Source organism: Bacteroides sp. AM16-13, assembly GCF_003602705.1.
Lineage (GTDB): Bacteria > Bacteroidota > Bacteroidia > Bacteroidales > Bacteroidaceae > Bacteroides > Bacteroides xylanisolvens.
In genome coordinates this window covers 33,592-53,413 of the sequence record NZ_QTLK01000006.1, presented here as the reverse complement: position 1 = coordinate 53,413, position 19,822 = coordinate 33,592, and the positions used below count along the sequence as shown (strand labels likewise).

Genomic DNA, 19,822 nt, shown 5'->3' with positions numbered 1-19,822 from the left:
AAAAGAATATAGGATATGCGTAAATTGCTTTATATATTGTCGGTTCTGCTTATCTTGGGATTTGCAGCTTGCGAGAATTACGTGGATATTACCCCTACAGGAAAGAAGACTGTGGACTCTACCGAGACTTATTATGAATTGGTGGCTTTGCCGAACCGGAGTTATTATCCGTCGTCTTTTGCTTTGTTGAGTGATAATGTCTGGTCAAAAGAATCGAATATTATCGGCAAGGAATATCTTTCCTCTGATGGAATCAATATGACTTTTAATGAGGATGCCGATCGTAAAGAATTAAGTGATAATAATCTGTATGCCAACTGTTATCAATACATCTTACGCTCTAACATCGTGATTTCATTGGTAGATCATAGTACAGGTGACAAGGATGTGAAGGAACTGGCTAAAGCGGAAGCAAAAATTATGCGTGCGTGGGATCATTTTATTCTGGTGAATACATTCGCTAAAGCCTACAATCCGGAGACAGCAGCCACTGACGGTGGTATTGCTATTGTCAGCGAATATGACTTGGAAGCGACTCCTACCAAAGCTACTGTTGCCCAAGTCTATGACTTTATCATCAAGGATATCGAGGATGCGTTACCTTATCTGCAGGAAGAACCGGTGAATGTATATCATCCGTCGAAAGCATTCGGCTATGCATTGGCGGCACGCGTTTACTTGTTCCACCGTGACTGGAAAAAGGCTAAGGATGCGGCGGAGGAATCTTTGAAACGGAACAATGCCTTGATAGATTATATAGCTTTGGATGCCGTCGGGGGACCGACTAAGGTTTCAACTTATGCCAAAGGTGGCAATCCGGAAGTGTTGAATTATGCTTATATGGGTAGTTATTCTGAAAACCCGTCTATTGCTTATGGTATGATTAGTCCGGAGTTAGTACAACTTTTCGGAGATAATGATGAACGGATGAATTTGTTTTTTAAAACGACTGGTAATTTTGACTATAACTTTGACGAGGGTTCTGGAGCTGCTTTATGGAACACTGCCCTTACCTATTCTAAGTTTCAATACATGGCTGTAGGTATGCGTACAGCCGAAGTTTATTTGATTTTGGCAGAGGCGATGGCACGTTTAAACGATTTGTCCGGATCCGTTGAAGTGTTGAATCAGTTACGTGAAAAACGAATCAAAGGAAGTGAAGCTGTGCTTCCGGAACCGGCTACACAGCGTGAGATGATGCAGGAAATCATTAACGAGCGTCGTAAAGAGTTGCTCTTCGGATTCAGCCGTTTCTGGGATTTGAAACGGTTCAATACGGAAGCCGACTATGCAAAGACGATTACCCGTACTTTTCCGCTGGTAACTACGACCGTAGAACAGAAAATATATACATTGAAACCGGATTCACGTTTGTACATCATCCCGTTCCCAGTAGCTGCCCGTGAGAAGAATCCCAATTTGACACTAAATACTAACGAATAAAATAGATAGAAAAGCGATGCGAAAAATTTTAATGATGGCGGCATACATACTCCTTACACTCCAATGTGTTGGAGTGTATGCCGGTGGTAAACTTCCGCTGGAGTATGGAACCAAAAATCTGGTAGTTCATGAAGATACGGTCAAGAAAGACACTGTCAAGAAGGCTACCGCTTACGAGAAACTGTTGAAAGATGGAGGAAGTGAATGTGAGGGTATGTTCACGATCCGTCACATCAAAGATGACTGGTATTTTGAAGTACCGGATTCTTTATTGGGACGATTGTTATTGGTTGTTACCCGCTTTAAAGCTGTTCCGCAAGGATTTAAAATGCTTAGTGGAGAAGAAGTGAACCGAAGTGTGGTTTACTGGGAACAACATAATGATAAAACTCTCTTCTTACGTGAATATGTACAGTCGCAGTTTGCCCGCCCGGGTGATAAGATAGCAGAGGCGTTGAAGCAGTCTACTGTAGATCCGGTTATCGGTAAGTTTGATGTTATCGGTAGAAATCCGGAGACCCGGGCACAGCTTGTCAACGTCTCCAAGTTCCTTTTAAGTGATAACAAGACCTGTGGCTTTACATCAAGTGACCGTTCTATTCTTGGTATTGGTTCTTTAGTTCAGGATCGTACATTTATGGATACTATAAAGACCTATCCTATTAATGTGGAAGTAGTAACTTTGCGTACTTACAACATAACTTCCGGCAAACTGCCGGCTGCGGCAACAGGATCAGTGACTGTGAAACTGAATACCAGTATGGTAATGTTGCCTAAAGAGCCGATGCAGCCGAGACTGGCAGATGAACGGGTCGGCTTTTTTCAGAATCCGGTGACAGAATTCTCTGATGAACAGCAAGTCACATCGCGTGGAGCTATCATTCAGCGTTATCGGTTGGAACCGAAAGACCCGGAACGTTATCGTCGGGGACAACTCACTGAACCGAAACGCCCTATTGTATACTATATAGACCCGGCGACACCCAAGAAATGGATCCCTTATCTTAAAGCCGGTGTGAACGATTGGAATGTTGCTTTTGAAGCAGCCGGATTTAAAAATGCCATTATCGCCAAAGAGTGGCCGGACGATCCCACAATGAGCTTGGATGATGCACGTTATAGCGTATTGCGTTATTTGCCTTCGGAAACAGAGAATGCCTACGGACCGCGTATTGTAGACCCGCGTAGCGGAGAAATAATGGAAAGTCATATCTGTTGGTATCATAACGTGATGAACCTACTTAAGAAATGGTATATGGTGCAGTGCGGACCTTTGGATAAACGTGCGCAGTCAATGACCTTTGATGACAAATTAATGGGAACTCTGATCCAGTTTGTCTCCTCGCATGAAGTAGGACACACACTCGGTTTGCGTCACAATATGGCTGCCAGTTCAGCTACTCCGGTAGAGAAGTTACGTGATAAAGCCTGGGTGGAAGCCAACGGTCATACGGTATCAATCATGGACTATGCACGATTCAATTATGTGGCACAGCCTGAAGACCGGATTTCAGAAAAAGGACTTTTCCCTCGCATTGGCGATTATGATAAATGGGCTATAAAATGGGGATATCAATATCGTCCGGAATTTAAAGACCCCTTTAAAGAGAAAGCGGCATTACGTGCCGAAGTTACCAAGAAACTGAAAGGAGACCATCGTTTATTGTTTATCGGTGATGAAGGAAAAGGCTCTGACCCGCGCAGCCAAAGCGAAGATTTGGGCGACAATAATATGAAGGCTAATGAATATGGTATCAAGAATCTGAAAAGAGTGATGGAGAATATTCTGACTTGGACGGCGCAACCCGACGGTCAGTATGACGACTTGAATACTATCTATAATTCAGTTCGCGTCCAATACCTGAAGTATACGCTGCAAGTACAGAAAAACCTCGGAGGCCGTTATACCAAAAATGTGCCGGATAGCAAAGGGCGTGATTATGTGCCGCGTAGTATACAAAAAGAGGTTGTTGAATGGTTGGGACGTAACTTGTTCGTAGCTCCCCTCTGGCTCTATCCGGACGAAGTGGTAAGTCGTGTAGGCCTGAAAGCGGTAGATGAAATTAGCGACCGTCAGAGTTCTGCGTTAGCTTTGTTGCTTGCGCCGGGAATGCTTCACAATATCTATTCAACTTCCTTCAGCGTACCCGAACCGTATTCACTGGACGAGTATTTGAATGACGTATTTGTCGCTGTATGGAAACCGTTGAACGATCCTAATGAGTTGGAGAACAATTTCCGTCGTCAAACACACCGGACTTATCTGTCGTTTGTAGGGCGTGTGATTAAACCTAATGAGAAAGATAATACAAGTTTGAATATGACAGTCACCCGTTCTGATATTCAACTCTTTATGGAGAAACATCTGGACAAGATTGAAGAGCATGTAAAGGAACAGTTGGCAGCTTGTAAGGAAGGAGATATGAACTATCGCCACTATTCATCTTTGCTGCGAAACATCAAAAAAACGAAAGAAACCTATTATGGAAAAAATGCTGATGTGTAGACTTCAACAGTGGAACTTTTTAAAAAGAACAGAAAAGTAGAACAGATTTTCTTGTATATATAAACTCTCTCTTTTTTACTTTAACAGACTTACTCTTCTCTAATGATAACCTTGCTTTGATGAATCATCATCCATAATGCAAGCTTAGAATTAGAGGAGGGTATTTTTTTATGTCCCTGATTACTGCATCCCGCTTCTTTGCAGAAAGAATCATTATTTCTAGGTATTGATAACTATTTGTTTTCTAGTGAACTTTGTGAAGAAACAATCTGTTGTATATATAAAAAGAAGAAAGGAGAATTTTAGAAATGAAAAAGATAGTATTACTTCGTCACGGAGAGAGTGCATGGAATAAAGAAAACCGCTTCACGGGCTGGACAGATGTCGATCTGACAGAAAAGGGAGTTGCCGAAGCTGAAAAAGCCGGAGAGACATTGAAAGAATATGGTTTCAATTTCGATAAGGCTTATACTTCCTATTTGAAGCGTGCGGTGAAAACCTTGAACTGTGTTCTCGATAAGATGAATCTGGACTGGATACCTGTAGAGAAAAACTGGCGCCTGAATGAAAAGCATTATGGTGAATTGCAGGGATTGAATAAAGCCGAGACTGCCGAGAAATATGGAGAAGAACAAGTGCTTGTGTGGCGTCGTAGCTATGATATAGCTCCCAATCCGCTTTCGGAGAGTGATTTGAGAAACCCGCGTTTTGATTACCGTTATCACGAAGTGCCCGACGCCGAGTTACCTCGTACCGAATCATTGAAAGATACCATTGAACGTATCATGCCTTACTGGGAAAGTGATATATTCCCCAGCCTGAAAACGGCCCATACTTTATTGGTTGTGGCTCATGGTAATAGCCTGCGGGGTATCATAAAACATTTGAAAAATATCTCCGATGAAGATATCATAAAACTGAATCTGCCTACTGCTGTGCCTTACGTTTTTGAGTTTGATGAAAACCTGAACGTGGCCAACGACTATTTCCTGGGAAACCCGGAAGAGATCAAAAAACTGATGGAAGCAGTAGCCAATCAGGGAAAGAAAAAATAGAAAAGTTACACATTAAAAAATGAAGTTATGAGTAAAGTAGTAGAATTATTAAGAGATAAGGCCTGTTATTACCTGGACCACACTTGCGAAACCATTGATAAATCACTGATTCACGTTCCGTCTCCCGATACAATAGATAAAGTATGGATTGATTCGGACCGGAATATCAGAGTATTGAACAGTCTGCAAACGTTGTTGGGACATGGTCGCCTGGCAAATACCGGTTATGTATCCATACTTCCTGTCGATCAGGACATCGAACATACTGCCGGAGCATCATTTGCTCCCAATCCGATCTATTTCGATCCGGAGAATATCGTGAAACTGGCTATTGAAGGAGGTTGTAATGGAGTCGCTTCTACCTTTGGTATCCTTGGTTCCGTAGCACGTAAATATGCCCATAAAATACCTTTCATCGTCAAGTTAAATCACAATGAACTACTTTCTTATCCCAACACTTTCGACCAAGTACTGTTTGGTACAGTCAAAGAGGCCTGGAATATGGGAGCAGTAGCGGTAGGAGCCACCATCTATTTTGGTTCGGAACAGAGCCGCCGTCAGCTCGTGGAGATTGCCAATGCTTTTGAATATGCTCACGAACTGGGGATGGCAACCATTCTTTGGTGTTACCTGCGTAATAATGATTTCAAGAAAGGTGCTGTCGATTATCATGCGGCTGCCGATTTAACAGGACAGGCCGACCGTCTGGGAGTGACTATTAAAGCTGATATCGTAAAACAGAAACTTCCTACTAACAATGGTGGTTTTAAAGCCATCGGCTTCGGCAAGGTAGACGAACGTATGTATACCGAACTGGCTTCCGAACACCCGATTGACCTTTGCCGTTATCAGGTTGCCAATGGCTATATGGGACGCGTTGGTTTGATTAACTCCGGTGGAGAATCTCACGGAGAATCAGATTTGCGTGATGCTGTCATTACAGCCGTTGTCAACAAACGTGCCGGTGGTATGGGATTGATTAGCGGACGTAAGGCGTTCCAGAAACCAATGAACGAAGGGGTGGAATTATTGAATACCATTCAGGATGTATATCTTGATTCGTCAATTACGATTGCTTAATCAGGGATGAATAAAAATAAATTCTTATCTTTGACTATTAGATCGTTAACCATTAAAAATTAAGAGTATGAAGTTTTTTATTGACACAGCTAATTTGGAGCAAATCCAGGAGGCTTATGACCTCGGAGTACTTGACGGAGTGACTACCAACCCTTCGCTGATGGCGAAAGAAGGTATCAAAGGAACGCAGAATCAGCGTGAGCATTATATTAAAATATGCGAGATCGTCAACGGAGATGTAAGTGCCGAAGTGATAGCAACCGATTATGAAGGAATGATTCGTGAAGGCGAAGAACTTGCCGAGCTCAATCCGCATATTGTAGTAAAAGTTCCCTGTATTGCCGATGGCATTAAAGCTATCAAACATTTCACGGAAAAGGGAATCCGCACGAACTGTACATTAGTCTTTTCAGTAGGGCAGGCATTGCTGGCAGCTAAAGCCGGAGCTACGTATGTTTCACCTTTTGTCGGCCGTCTGGACGATATTTGTGAAGATGGAGTAAGGCTTGTGGGAGATATCGTACGTATGTATCGTACGTATGACTATAAAACACAGGTATTGGCTGCTTCCATCCGTAATACGAAACACATTATCGAATGTGTAGAAGTAGGAGCCGACGTTGCTACTTGCCCGCTGAGCGCTATTAAAGGATTGCTCAATCATCCGCTGACTGACTCGGGATTGAAGAAGTTCCTGGAAGACTATAAAAAAGTCAATGGTTGAGTAAGCAATGAAACTTGCAATATATTAAAATATTAGGCACGAATTACATGGATTTCACGGTTTTTAAAATGATAGTTATCATAAAACAACTATAAAAAGAAGTGAAATCTGTGTAATCCGTGCCTAAAAAATATTTATTTTCCGGGTAGCTTCTTATTGCTCTTTTTTTCTTTCCTGTTTCTGCTTTTCTTTGTATTGAGTCGGCGTTTCTCCGGTATATTGTTTGAAAGCCGTACTGAAATAGCGTGAAGTAGTAAAACCGACCTTCTCGGCAATTTCCGTGAACGACAGGTCAGTACTGGTGATTAAGGTGATCGCTTTCTCCATCCGGAATTTATTAATGTAATCATTGGCTCCCATATCGGTCAGAGCTTTCAGCTTATTGTAAAGGGAGGCTCTGCTCATACCTATCTCTTTACAAATAAAAGTGACATCCAGATGACTGCTATCCAAATGCTCCAGGATAATTTTATTCAGTTTCAACAGGAATGTTTCATCTGCCTGGCTAAAGGTGCTCTCTTCCGGCGCAGGGACTAACCCTGTATTCAAATATCTCTTCTTGATAGATTCGCGGTTCTTCAACCGGTTGCGAATGATTTCCATCAGCATTTCTATCTCAAAAGGTTTAGTCAGATAAGCATCCGCCCCGTTCTTGTAACCACTCAACTGGCTTTGTTTATCATCTCTTGCTGTCAGCAGAACGATAGGAATGTGACTGATCGTAATATCTTCCTTTATATTTTTGCATAGTTCATATCCATTCATTCTCGGCATCATCACGTCGCTGATGATAATATCCGGGGCATGGCTTTTGGTCAGTTGAAGGGCTTCCACACCATCCGAAGCAATCACTACCCGTTTGAAATATTCTCCCAGTGACTTTTTCAGGAAGTCCGTCAAGTCCGGATTATCATCCACTACTAAAACACTGTAAGGACTCGTGTCGAAATTATCTTCCTCCGGTTGTTGTTCTTTACTATCGTCACTCATTAATTCGTTCAAATATGCTTTCGGTTGGCAGATAATCTCTTCCGATTGTTGTCTTAAGGGCAGTTCAAAGAAGAATGTCGCACCGGCATCCTGATTATCTTGTGCACCAATGGAACCTCCGTGTAGTTCTACCAGAATCTTGGAATAAGACAGTCCGATCCCTGTGCCGCTCTGCTCTCCTGTACCCTGATAGAAACGGGTGAAGAGTTTCTGTGTATTTACTTGTTTCAATCCGTTTCCCCGGTCAATGATGGAGATACGTACGCTATTTCTTTCGGAAAGCAACTCCGACATAATTGTTATTTCTGCATCCTGCGGACTGTGTTTCAAGGCATTGATAAGCAGATTACTTAGAATAATCTCACACTTATCTTTATCAAAACTTACAGTATCGATATGTGGATCAAGCTGATAACGGATATGGACGTTCTTTGCTTCCCCTTCACTGATGAAATCTTGGGATACATGTTCAATCCATTGATTGAGAGCATACGGTTGTATCTGTAATTTGCTTTCGCCAACCTCCATCTTGCGTACATCGAGTACCATATTAATAAGGTTTTTCATTCGCTGCGCTTGACGGTAGATCGCTTTTATTGGCAAATACTGTGTATCTTCGGTAGAAAGGGATTTCAACATCCGGTTAAGTGGTGCGTATATTAACGTTAAAGGTGTACGCAACTCATGACTGATATTAATAAGAAAACGTACTTTTTCTTCATATACCTGTTGCTCATGTTCTTTCATTGCCCACTTTAACTTCTCTTCTTTACGTTTCCATGCTCTTCGGAAAGCTTCGATAATAGCGGCAGCAATAAAAACGGCGCAACAAAGAATAAACCACCATGTCCGATACCAGGGAGGAAGGATGGTCAATTCCAGTACTTCCTGACTGGGAATCCAATTACCATCCTTGGCGGTACAGGATGCCATGATTTTATAACTTCCCGGAGGAAGTGAACGTATGGCCAGTTCGGGATTGTATGATTCGATTTGCTGGTCATTCAGCCCCTCTATCTGGTATCTGTACACTTTCTGTCGAAAAATATCTTTCTCTTTCGACATGATTCGAATAGTGATATTACTATTCCAGGGAGCAGAAATCCCTGTTGGATGATTCGTTAATTCGTTATTTACTGACTCTCCATTAATGATGACATCTGATAATTGGAGTTGGGGAAGTTCGGAAGTGGTTAATGGTATTTTGCTGTTAATATGCAGTAACCCTTTCACTCCACCCATGTAGATGTCTCCCCGCATACTTAATAGACGAGGTTTGGAAAGATATTCGTTTTGGATTACACCGTCTGATTCACCGAATAGAACGAATTTTTTCTCTTTGATGAGCCAGGCGAAAAGCATACTGTCGGCTCCTATCCATACTTTTCCTTGCTGGTCGCATGCGATCAATGTGATTTCACTAAATAGAGAGGTCGGGATTGGTGTCTGTATTTTGGTGGCAGGATTGTAGTGTACCAATCCGTAGTTGTTTCCAATCCAGAAATTTCCCTCTTCGTCTCGTGCAACAGAGTTGATCGTTGTATCTTTCCAACATCTGTATAGGGCTTTCAGCCGGTTGGTATGGTTGTCCAGTTCATATATGTGCTTCGTATCATTTAGATAAGTGATATTCTTATAATTGTCGATAGGTAAGAGAGCACCGATAATTTCCTGCTCTTCTTGTTCTATAACGGTACTGAAAGTACGTGTATTCAAATCATATATATAGATATGTTCTCCAAGGAACAGAATATTGTGATGAGTGTTTCGAAGTAGATTTACAGCCTTGCCTCGATTGCACAAGAGTGCTGTCGTTTTAGCGTCAACAATGGTGAAAGGCTGTTTTTCTCCTGTTGCCGGATTGAAAATAAATACTCCCTGTGAGAAAAGAGAAATTAATAATTTGCCGGGAGTAAACTGGCAGATAGAGGCTACTTTGTCTTCCCAGGTGGAAGGGTAATGGATAAATTTCTCTGTGAGTGGGTTAAAGCTGTTGATGCCTCCTCCGTCTGTACCGACCCAAATTTGGTCTTGGGATTCTTGGAAAAGACTTAGAACGGTATTGTTGCTTAGTCCGCGGTCGTTGCCGGGAGGTACATCTGTATACGTTTTCATGGAAACTTCCCGGATGCTGATTAGTCCGTTACGGATGCTACCTGCCCACATATTATTGTTGCAGTCGTTGTATAGACATAAAATAGAGTTAGCGGGGAGTGAGTAGTTGTCACTTCCGGGCATATGCTCCAACAGCGAAAAACGTCTTGTTTCCGGGTCGAGAATATTAATGCCTCCTCCGTCTGTTCCAATCCAGATTTCTCCTTCCCGTTCGGCGAGGCTTAGTATGACATTGTTGCTTAAAGAGGAGTTGTGGGTAGTATATGTAGCCAGTAGTTTACCGTCGCGTGTCAGACAGTTCAGCCCTCCATTGTAGGGAGCTACCCAGATTCTTTTTTGTGAGTCTATGAGTACATTCATAATTTCTTTTCCGCAATCGAAAGGAGGACGTCGGCATTTTCCGGTATTCAGGTCGAGCAGGAGTAGTCCTTGCCACCGGCTGCAACAGAGTAATGTGTGTTTATCCCATAGATTTAGTAGAGTCACATTATAATTGGGTTCTAAGTCAAATGTTTGTAGGAGGCGTAAAGAGGTATCCTGATAATTATAGAAAAAGATTTTATTTTTCGAACCGAATAACACTCCGTTATCAGTCAGGCAGGCGGAGTAGGCGATGATATTATTTCCTGTCTCATCAGTCGGTATAAAAAAGTCATCGCTTTGCCTCTGATAACGTGCCACTCCTTTGTCTGTCAGAATCCAGATATTGTTTTGTTCGTCTTCTATCATCTGGTAGATTAAATTGTGAGGAATGGAATGAGGGTTATTTGCCTGATGAATATATTTTTTAAGTTCGTGTCCGTCATATCTCCCTAATCCGGAACGGGTTCCAATCCATACAAATCCTTGTTTGTCCGTTAAAATACATCTCACGGTAGAGGGAAGACCATCTTTTAGGGAGATTTGCTTATAGTAATAATGACCGGCTTGAAGAGTGGAAACGCCGATAAACAGTGTGATAAATGCAATGCATAGTAGTAAAAAGGTTTTTGTTCTCATGAGATCAGGTCAGTTAAACTGAAACAAAGATAGTCTATTCGGATGAATATTAGTTAAATCCCCTCTCTTATTTTTTAGTTTTTATGCTTATCTTTGCTCGAAAATATACGACTATGATTACCGAAGAACTACAGAAACTTTATCAGTCATATACGGGCGTTCCCGCTGAAAACATAACAGAATTACCGTCTTCCGGTTCCAACCGCCGTTATTTTCGGCTGACGGGTATAGAAACATTGATTGGAGTCTACGGGGCTTCTATTGATGAGAATGAGGCATTTCTTTATATGGCAGGACACTTCCGCAAATGTGGACTGCCTGTTCCCGAAGTGCGCATTGCCTCGGAAGATAAAACCTATTATTTGCAGGAAGATTTGGGCGATACTCTGTTGTTCCATGCCATAGAGAAAGGACGTGCTACCAGTGTTTTTTCAGAAGAGGAAAAAGAGTTGCTTCGCAAAACGATCCGTCTGCTTCCTGCTATTCAATTTGCCGGGGCGGATGGATTTGATTTTTCCCGTTGTTATCCTCAACCGGAGTTCAACCAACGCTCCATTCTGTGGGATTTGAATTACTTCAAATATTGCTTCCTGAAAGCTACCGGTATGGAGTTTCAGGAAGACAAACTGGAAGATGATTTCCAGAAAATGAGCGATGTCCTGCTCCGCAGTTCTTCCGCTACTTTCATGTATCGTGATTTTCAAAGTCGTAATGTGATGATAAAAGACGGGGAACCGTGGTTTATCGACTTTCAGGGCGGACGCAAAGGCCCGTTCTATTATGACATAGCCTCTTTCCTGTGGCAAGCGAAAGCGAAATATCCTGATAGCCTCCGTAAAGAACTGCTGCAAGAATATATGGAAGCTCTTCGCAAATACCAACCGATTGACGAATCCTATTTTTATAGCCAGCTTCGCCACTTTGTCCTTTTCCGTACGCTGCAAGTGCTGGGAGCCTACGGTTTCCGTGGTTACTTTGAAAAGAAACCGCATTTTATCCAAAGCGTTCCTTATGCCATCGAAAACCTGCGTGAACTGTTGAAAGAAGAATATCCGGAATATCCGTATCTCTGTAACGTTTTGCGGGAGCTTACCGGACTGAAACAATTTACGGACGACCTGAAAAAGCGGCAGCTAACCGTCAAAGTAATGAGCTTTGCCTATAAGAAAGGAATTCCTGATGACTCTACCGGCAATGGAGGAGGTTATGTATTCGACTGCCGTGCCGTGAATAATCCCGGCAAGTATGAGCGTTACAAACCTTTCACCGGACTGGATGAACCTGTAATCACTTTCTTGGAAGAAGATGGCGAAATACTTCGTTTCCTCGATCATGTCTATGCTTTGGTAGATGCCTCCGTGAAACGTTATATGGAACGCGGATTCAGCAATTTGTCCGTCTGCTTCGGTTGCACCGGCGGACAGCATCGTTCTGTTTATTCAGCCCAGCACCTGGCAGAGCACCTGAATCAGAAATTTGGTGTGAAAGTCGAACTGGTGCATCGGGAACAGAACATCGAACATACGTTTGAGGCAACAATCTAAGAAGAGTAAATATAAAGAAGAAAGTAACCGAAAGAATGAAAGCAATGATATTTGCAGCCGGTTTGGGTAGCCGGCTGAAGCCACTCACCGATACCATGCCGAAGGCTTTAGTTCCCATAGCCGGACGTCCGATGTTGGAACATGTGATTTTAAAACTGAAAGCTGCCGGATTTACAGAAATAGTGATTAACATCCACCATTTTGGCGAACAGATACTTGACTTCCTGAAAGCCAATGAGAATTTTGGACTCATCATACATATTTCCGACGAACGCGACCTGTTGCTCGACACCGGTGGGGGAGTTAAGAAAGCCCGTTCTTTCTTTGAAAATTCCGATGAGCCTTTCCTGATACACAATGTCGATATTCTTTCAGACGTGAGTCTGAAAGAATTATATGACTACCATTTACGAAGCGGTGCTGTTGCCACTTTACTGGCCAGCCAACGTAAAACCTCCCGCTATCTTCTTTTTGATACAGATAAGAGACTTTGCGGATGGATAAACAAGGATACGGAACAAGTGAAACCGGAAGGTTTTCAGTATGATTCTTCCCTTTATCAAGAATATGCATTCAGTGGCATCCATGTACTTTCGCCCGCCATTTTTCAATGGATGACCTCTCCCTCATGGGATGGAAAATTCTCTATCATGGATTTCTATCTTGCCACTTGCCGGCAAGTAAACTATGGTGGTTACTTGACAGAAAAGTTGCATCTGATTGATATAGGCAAACCGGAAACATTAGCGAAAGCAGAAGGCTTCTTATACCAAAATGCGAAATAAAGATACTGAAAGAGGCTAAAAGGCCTCTTTCTTTCTATGTAACAAAATATTAAAGTAATTCTGGAAGATTTTTATAACCACTTTATTAGCAAGCAGTTCTGAGGATAAGGTAAAAATGAGGTAATGATTTGGCAACCCTGTCTATTTCTACGTTCTGCTGTGAGTTGCTGTCAATGTCTCTCGTCTTGGTACAAAAGTAGCAATAAAAATCGGATACACATCAAAATGTCCCATGATTTTTATCACAGGACGTTTTTTATCTTCGCTGAATAATCCGGTTTAACCGTTACTTCTATTTTCGGCAAGTTGCGGGCTATGATTGCTGAAATTTATACTTTAATCCATACTCTTCCAACTTGCTATACAGCGTTGTACGTCCGATTCCGAGCAATTCGGCGGCAACCTTGCGGTTTCCGTTTGCCTGCTTCAACGCGCGTAAGATGCGTTCCTTGTCCTCCGCATCGTTTCGCAAGGCGAAGATGACAGGTGAGGTCGGTTTCGTTACGGCAAGTTCCAGATGCTCTTTCATGACAACTCCCGTCTGTGCCTGCAACACCGCGCCCATTATCTTCTGCCGAAGCTCACGGACATTACCCGGCCACGGATGGGTCAGCAATGTCTTACGGGCTTCCGCATCGAACCCAGTCACGCTACATTCCAATTCATTGTTGGCAATCTCACGGAAGAACTCCGCCAACGGCATGATGTCCTCCTGACAGTCACGCAAGGGCGGAACAGTTATCTCGAAGTCGTGCAAACGGTACAGCAAATCCTGTCGGAAACGTTTTTCAATGACCGCTTTCTCCAGATCCTCGTTGGTGGCGGCGATGATGCGGACATTGAAGCTCTTGTCCGTCTTGTCACCTATAGGGCGGTATCTCCGTTCCTGTATGGCACGGAGTAACATCTGCTGGGTTTCCAATGCGAGATTGCCTACCTCATCCAAGAACAATGTGCCACCCTCTGCCTCATTGAAGTATCCTTTCTTTGTGCTGTCCGCACCCGTAAACGCGCCTTTGACATGTCCGAAGAATGCCGAGGGCGCAAGGTCTTTGGAGAGTGAACCGCAGTCCACAGGCACAAACGGTTTCCCTGCCCTTTTGCTCTTATCATGCAGATGGTGGGCGATATGCTCCTTGCCCGTGCCGTTCTCTCCGAATATCAGCACGCTCATATCAGTAGGGGCAACTAATCTTATCTGTTGCATGATTTTCTGAAAGGCGGAACTGTCACGGGCAAAAACGGGCATACGATTTCGTCCGATACTCCGTTCTTTCAGGATGGTATGAAGCAGAGGCATAAGTTTATCCTCCACAAGCTGCTTGGGGATATAGTCCAGCGAGCCGAGTTTCATACTTTCGACTGCCGTATGCACTTCGGCATAGTTGGTCATGATGATTAACGGTTGTGTCATGCCTTCCTTGCGCATCCATCGTAATAGGTCGATGCCGTCACCGTCGGGTAGTCGTAGGTCAGAAACCACGATGTCCCCGTCTGAGGCTTGTTGCAGAAGTTTCTTCGCGGTCGAGAGGTGGTAAGCCTGCACGGTACGGAATCCTTCCCGTGCCAGCAGGTTGCAGACAAACTCGCAATACACGATATTGTCCTCCACCACGATGATTCTTGTTTTATCCATTTTCGTATTTTTCCTTTCTTCTTTTGCCTGCCGGATAATTTCAGCACCTTTATCCAGCACAGCCGGTCACCGCTTTGCATATCGCTTCGTCATCTGGAGTGGCACTTCCATGAAGTTGGGCGTAAAGTTCCCTCAATGGCTGGTCGGCACGGAGAATCTGCCATGAACTTCGCAGATGGTGTGTAAGTGTGTCCAGTTCTTGGAGGTCTTTACGCTGTTCTGCATCCTTGACCGCCTGCATTTCCTTTTCGGTTTCCGCTATCAGTTTGTCCAGCATGACGGATTCATTGCCATAAGATAGCAGAGTGGAAAAATCCGGCTTTTCATCCAATATGCTGCTTAATGCGCATTTATCCGTAATCTCCATCAGTTCGGATATGGAGAACGGCTTGAACAGGCATCCGGCAAATCCACGCCCTATAAGTTCCTCCTTGCTGCAACTGCCCGAAGCGGTTGTCACGACTATGGGAATACTCTTCGAGTTGCCTACATTGGATGAGCGCAACAGTTCCAGCAGTTCAAAACCGCTTATCTCAGGCATATTCAGATCCGTCAGAAGCAGGCTGTATTCCTTTTTTCGTATCAGCTCCATCAGTACCGAAACATTGGTACAGGTATCGCAGTGCATCCCTTCATGGGCATACATTTCTTTCAACATAAGGAGAAGTACCTCGTCATTGTCGATGGCAATCACATCATGGCAGATATGATTATGGCGCATTTGCGCTTGAATTGTCTGTTCCGGCAGTTCCTCGGCTGTCTGCATGGGAATTTCCACCGTGAAGCGGCTCCCTTTGCCTTTCTCGCTTTCCAAGCGTATAGTTCCACCGAGCATCGCCACAATACGCTGCACGATGGACAATCCTAATCCGAAGCCGTCTTTTGCGGCGGCATTTGAAAGACGTTCAAATGCACCGAATACTCGTTGTTGCTCATCTTCGGTCATGCCCGTACCGGTATCTTCAACGATAAGTTTCAGCAAACCGTTATCATAATCCGCTGCCAATGATACACTACCGTTATCCGTGAACTTGATGGCGTTTGACAACAAGTTGTTGCCGATTTGCAGGATACGTTCCTTGTCGGTCAAAACCACCGCATCGGTGTGGCTCTCCACTATCAAAGTCAGCCCCTTGTTCATGGCAATGGGCATGAACTCCGTTTCAAGAATATGCGTGATTGCGGAAATCCTGCAAGGGGAAAGGTTGGGTTGCTCCTTGCCGTTGTCCAGACGGAAGAAATCCAGCAGCGTGTTGAGCATCTCCCGCATACGCTCGGAAGATTGCCGGATATTATCCACATACATGGTGCTTTTATCCGCGCTACAACTTTTCTGCATCAGTCCGGCATAGCCTCATTTTGTCAATCGTATTTTTTCGTGGTAGAAGTAGTTTACGATGACAGGTTTGCCTTTTTCCGAGCGTCCGTATGGCAGATCGTTTATACGATACGGGAAGCCCTGCTCCTTGGCGTAATTTGAAATGTCCTGCTCCAATGCCTGCCAGTATTCAAGCCTTTTTTTATTGTAAATTTCCTCGTAAAGCGGTATGAGGTCAGGATACTTCTCACGGATATACGTCATTATCCCGCCTTTGAACTGCCCGCGTAAATTCAGGTTTTCAAGCCAGATTAAATCAGCATAATCTTTTACCTCCTCTATTATTGCCTTTACGTCTGTTATTCTGGGGAATATGGGCGAGACGAAGCATACGGTGCGGATACCTGCCTCGTATGTCTGACGCATCGCTTTCAGACGGCGTTCAATGCTTACGGCGTTGTCCATATCTGCGCAGAACTGCTCGTCGAGCGTATTGACAGACCATGACACAGTCACTTTGGGAAAACTCTTCAACAGGTCGAGATCGCGAAGGACAAGATCGGACTTTGTGCATATCATAATCTCGGCATCGCTTCCTCGCAGCTCTTCGAGCAGCCTTCGGGTACGGTGGAATTCTTCTTCATACGGATTGTAACCGTCCGTCACAGACCCTATTACAACACGTTCACCGTCGTATTTATGAGGATTCGTTATCGGCTTCCAGTTTTTTACATCTAAAAACGTACCCCACGGCTCGGTGTGCCCGGTGAACCGTTTCATGAACGATGCGTAGCAATACCTGCAGGCGTGGGGACACCCTACATAAGGGTTGACCGAATATCCTCCCACCGGCAGAGAGGATTTGGTCATTACACTCTTTACATCTATTTCCTTTATTGTATCCATATTCATTGTATTCGTCTGGTAAATTGTTCCGGCAATTCCTGAATCATTCTTTCGTCGCCCATAATCGGCAGCAAATCCTCTTTCATGAACACCGGTATGCCATGAGCCTTTGCCTGTTCTGCAATGCTAAGCACCCATTCGGGGCGCGAATATGACTTTCCTTTTCGGTTTCCGGTCTCTGTGCCTATGACAATCCAGTCAATTCCCTCGAAATCAATCTCGCCGATATCATCGAAGAGAGGTTCAAACGTGACATGGTAGTGTCGTGCTTTGATATTCTTTTTCAAATCATCAATCCTCCTTTTCTCGGAACTGCGCGTAACGGTCACGCCCATCCATACGTTCTCGTCGTCAGAGGAGAAACTGATTTTGTCAGGGCGCTTCGTCAGAAAGATATAGGCGTGCTGGGGATTGCTGCTGATCCGCTCGAAAATTTCTGCGTTCCATTCAGGCTTCCAATCGGAGAAATCGCTCATTCCTGTCATGAGCCACACATGAGGACGGGACGTATCGATGATGCGCAGTTTTCGTTCCATGTATTCAGGCACGGAAAAGTCGTCGGTAATGTGGAAACGGCGGCAGTTGTTACGGGCATAGCAGTAAGGGCATCCTATAGTGCACCCTACCACTATGTTCATGTTTTTTATCAGGGATTTAATGCAGACACTCATAACACAACTGTTTCTCCGTCCTCCGGGATAATCAGCCGGCTCATGTCGGCTTCGTGATGCGTTGCCTCATTGCGCAGAATTGCACGGGTGGTCTGGCAATGGTCGATGGCATCCATGTGTACGGCTATCAGCTTGATATGCGAAGGCAATTCGTCAAGTATCTGCATCACTTCGTTCTCGTCGGGGATGATAGGACCGTCCGTTTTGGAAAATTCGGGAAAGATTGCACCTCCGGAGTTTACCACGATATAGTCAGGATTGAACCGTTCCACGGTGTCTCGGATACATGCTTCCCATCGGCAGTCACCCATTATATAAACGGTCGGGAAGCCCTCGGCTTTTAGCACATAACCTGATACAGGTCCCATCATCTGCCCGATCTGCCCGAAACCATGATGTCCGGTCGTGCGGTAAATGGATATGCCGTCTATTGTTTTTATTTCTTCGATGGGTATCACATTTGTAAATCCGTCGTTTCTGATGGCGTCCGCGTCCTGGGGCTGAACGTAGAAAGGAATTTCTTTGGGCAAATGTGTGGGGACACTCGGCTCGTAATGGTCGATGTGATTGTGGGTCAGGAGCACCATGTCCACGCCTCCGATAATATCCTGAATAGGAATGGTGAGGTGTACCCTCGGTGTTTTATTCACACCGAGGGCCGATATCAAAGTGCCTTTGTCGGCTAAAACGGGGTCAATTAGCATGGTGTGTCCCGCATACCTGATTTTCAAGGTGGCATTGCGCACCAATTGTACTGTAGATGTCTTTTTCATGACTATATGTCTTGTTATTGATTACGGGTGCAAAGTTCGGAAGAATCCGGCGAAACATCTATGCCTGAAAAAACGGTAATTATGCCATTTTGATAAATGAAATTATTATCTTTGCAAAAACGACAAGGATATGGACGAGATAATCAACCCTGATCGACTGGTCAGCGTACCGTTCAACAAGACACGCTGCGGCGTGGATTTTTACATCAATACTGCCATAAACAAGGACATCGGACTTGTGCTGACAGAAAACAAGCGGTTTAAGACAGACTTCTTCAGCTTCTACTTTTTCCGTAAGGCAAACGGATATTTGCTACTGAACTTCCGCAAGATTGAACTGCGCGACGGCATGGTTCTCCTGCTTTCACCCCATCAGCAACAAGAGTGGCATGTAGATGAGACGGCGTTGGATTACACGTTCCTTATATTCCGCGAAGATTTCATGCGTACTTTTATCGCCGACAAGTTCTTCGTTTTTCGCCTTTTGTATTGTTACCAGACAGATACGCCGCCTTACATCAATGCCACACATGACGAAATGAAGGAATATATGCGGCTGCTCGGAAAGATTAAGTATGAGCTGATGAATCCAGTGTCCGATACGTACAATATCATTGTTTCCTTACTATATTATCTTTTGCTGATTATCAATCGTACATACGCTGCCGCCTATTGCTTGCCCGCTGAAATTGCTAAAAACAATTTCGCTTTTCGGTTCAAGGACTTGTTGGAACAGAATATCCGCACCCACCAGCGGGTGCAGGAATATGCAGACATGCTTCATGTCAGTCGCATCACACTCAATAACTCAGTAAAAGCCCAATTCGGAGTATCAGCTACCCATTTGATAAAACAACGTCTGCTTGAGGAACTGAAGAACGAATTGCTATTCTCCAACCGCACTGTCAGTGAAATGGCGGATGATTTCAATTTCTCTGATCCGAGCCATCTCATGCGCTTCTTCAAACAGCAAACAGGCAAAACATTTACTCAGTACATGACGGATTACAATAAAGGCATATACGAATAACTTCTTAATATAGTCGATAGCGGCTATCGAAATATGGTTGTTGATGTTCAGGCGTTTTTGTACTGCATGAACCATTTTACGATTTCTGGATCTTCGTGCGAGCCGAGTAAGAAAGGCTTGTCGGTATCCAGCGTCTTTATCCGTGCCATGTCGTCGGCCGACAGGGTGAAGTCTAATATGTCGAGATTCTGCTTCATGCGTTCCGGTTTCACAGACTTAGGAATAATTATGCACACTGATATTTATC

At 44.0% G+C, this 19,822-nt stretch carries 14 protein-coding genes and 1 pseudogene; 8 read left to right on the top strand and 7 right to left on the bottom strand.

Annotation, left to right across the window (positions count from 1 at the left end; genetic code table 11):
• The first annotated feature begins 15 nt into the window (after positions 1–15).
• From DW173_RS06150 to fsa, 5 genes are all read left to right on the top strand, one after another.
• The gene (locus DW173_RS06150; RefSeq protein ID WP_008026052.1) at positions 16–1,443 is read left to right on the top strand and encodes a RagB/SusD family nutrient uptake outer membrane protein; all 1,428 of its coding nucleotides are present in this window, start codon (positions 16–18) and stop codon (positions 1,441–1,443) included.
• Positions 1,444–1,459: 16 nt separating this feature from the next.
• On the top strand, positions 1,460–3,949 hold the full coding sequence (locus DW173_RS06145) for a zinc-dependent metalloprotease (protein WP_120144023.1): 2,490 nt from the start codon (positions 1,460–1,462) through the stop codon (positions 3,947–3,949).
• 308 nt (positions 3,950–4,257) lie between these two features.
• A complete protein-coding gene (gene gpmA, locus DW173_RS06140) occupies positions 4,258–5,004 on the top strand; it encodes a 2,3-diphosphoglycerate-dependent phosphoglycerate mutase (protein ID WP_008026056.1) in 747 nt (248 codons plus the stop codon).
• Positions 5,005–5,031: 27 nt separating this feature from the next.
• Entirely contained in the window at positions 5,032–6,084 is a 1,053-nt protein-coding gene (locus tag DW173_RS06135) for a class I fructose-bisphosphate aldolase (protein ID WP_004312676.1), read from the top strand.
• A gap of 67 nt (positions 6,085–6,151) precedes the next feature.
• Positions 6,152–6,808: a fructose-6-phosphate aldolase gene (fsa, locus tag DW173_RS06130; protein ID WP_120144021.1), complete on the top strand. Its 657-nt coding sequence runs from the start codon at positions 6,152–6,154 to the stop codon at positions 6,806–6,808.
• Between the two features lie 153 nt (positions 6,809–6,961).
• Here fsa and DW173_RS06125 read toward each other — a convergent pair whose 3' ends face one another.
• Positions 6,962–10,912: a two-component regulator propeller domain-containing protein gene (locus DW173_RS06125; RefSeq protein WP_120144019.1), complete on the bottom strand. Its 3,951-nt coding sequence runs from the start codon at positions 10,910–10,912 to the stop codon at positions 6,962–6,964.
• Positions 10,913–11,025: 113 nt separating this feature from the next.
• Here DW173_RS06125 and DW173_RS06120 point away from each other — a divergent pair, with 113 nt between their 5' ends.
• Positions 11,026–12,456 (top strand): phosphotransferase, encoded by a 1,431-nt coding sequence (locus tag DW173_RS06120; protein WP_008026060.1) that lies wholly within the window; start codon positions 11,026–11,028, stop codon positions 12,454–12,456.
• Between the two features lie 35 nt (positions 12,457–12,491).
• Positions 12,492–13,241 carry a nucleotidyltransferase family protein gene (locus DW173_RS06115; protein WP_199722820.1) on the top strand — a complete coding sequence of 250 codons (750 nt, stop codon included), beginning with the start codon at positions 12,492–12,494 and terminating at the stop codon, positions 13,239–13,241.
• A gap of 313 nt (positions 13,242–13,554) precedes the next feature.
• On the opposite strand, the gene DW173_RS06110 is transcribed toward DW173_RS06115, so the two are convergent.
• The 5 genes and pseudogenes from DW173_RS06110 to DW173_RS06090 form a co-directional block, all read right to left on the bottom strand.
• Positions 13,555–14,877, bottom strand: a complete 1,323-nt coding sequence (locus DW173_RS06110) for a sigma-54-dependent transcriptional regulator (RefSeq protein WP_120144017.1) — start codon at positions 14,875–14,877, stop codon at positions 13,555–13,557.
• Positions 14,870–16,231: pseudogene (locus DW173_RS06105) on the bottom strand (hybrid sensor histidine kinase/response regulator); the annotation flags it as partial. The gene DW173_RS06110 and the pseudogene DW173_RS06105, both read right to left, overlap by 8 nt.
• The gene (locus tag DW173_RS06100; protein WP_004329298.1) at positions 16,232–17,107 is read right to left on the bottom strand and encodes a radical SAM mobile pair protein B; all 876 of its coding nucleotides are present in this window, start codon (positions 17,105–17,107) and stop codon (positions 16,232–16,234) included.
• Positions 17,104–17,772, bottom strand: a complete 669-nt coding sequence (locus DW173_RS06095; protein WP_004329299.1) for a radical SAM mobile pair protein A — start codon at positions 17,770–17,772, stop codon at positions 17,104–17,106. Before DW173_RS06095 ends, DW173_RS06100 begins: the two co-directional genes overlap by 4 nt.
• Positions 17,769–18,545, bottom strand: a complete 777-nt coding sequence (locus tag DW173_RS06090) for an MBL fold metallo-hydrolase (protein ID WP_004329300.1) — start codon at positions 18,543–18,545, stop codon at positions 17,769–17,771. The genes DW173_RS06095 and DW173_RS06090 overlap by 4 nt, the downstream gene beginning before the upstream one ends.
• Before the next feature lie 130 nt (positions 18,546–18,675).
• On the opposite strand from DW173_RS06090, the gene DW173_RS06085 reads away from it, so the two are divergent.
• Complete coding sequence (locus DW173_RS06085) at positions 18,676–19,575, top strand: helix-turn-helix domain-containing protein (protein ID WP_004329302.1); 900 nt, start codon at positions 18,676–18,678, stop codon at positions 19,573–19,575.
• A 47-nt stretch (positions 19,576–19,622) separates the two neighbouring features.
• Here DW173_RS06085 and DW173_RS23740 read toward each other — a convergent pair whose 3' ends face one another.
• Entirely contained in the window at positions 19,623–19,811 is a 189-nt protein-coding gene (locus DW173_RS23740) for a hypothetical protein (protein WP_005775886.1), read from the bottom strand.
• Positions 19,812–19,822 lie beyond the last annotated feature (11 nt).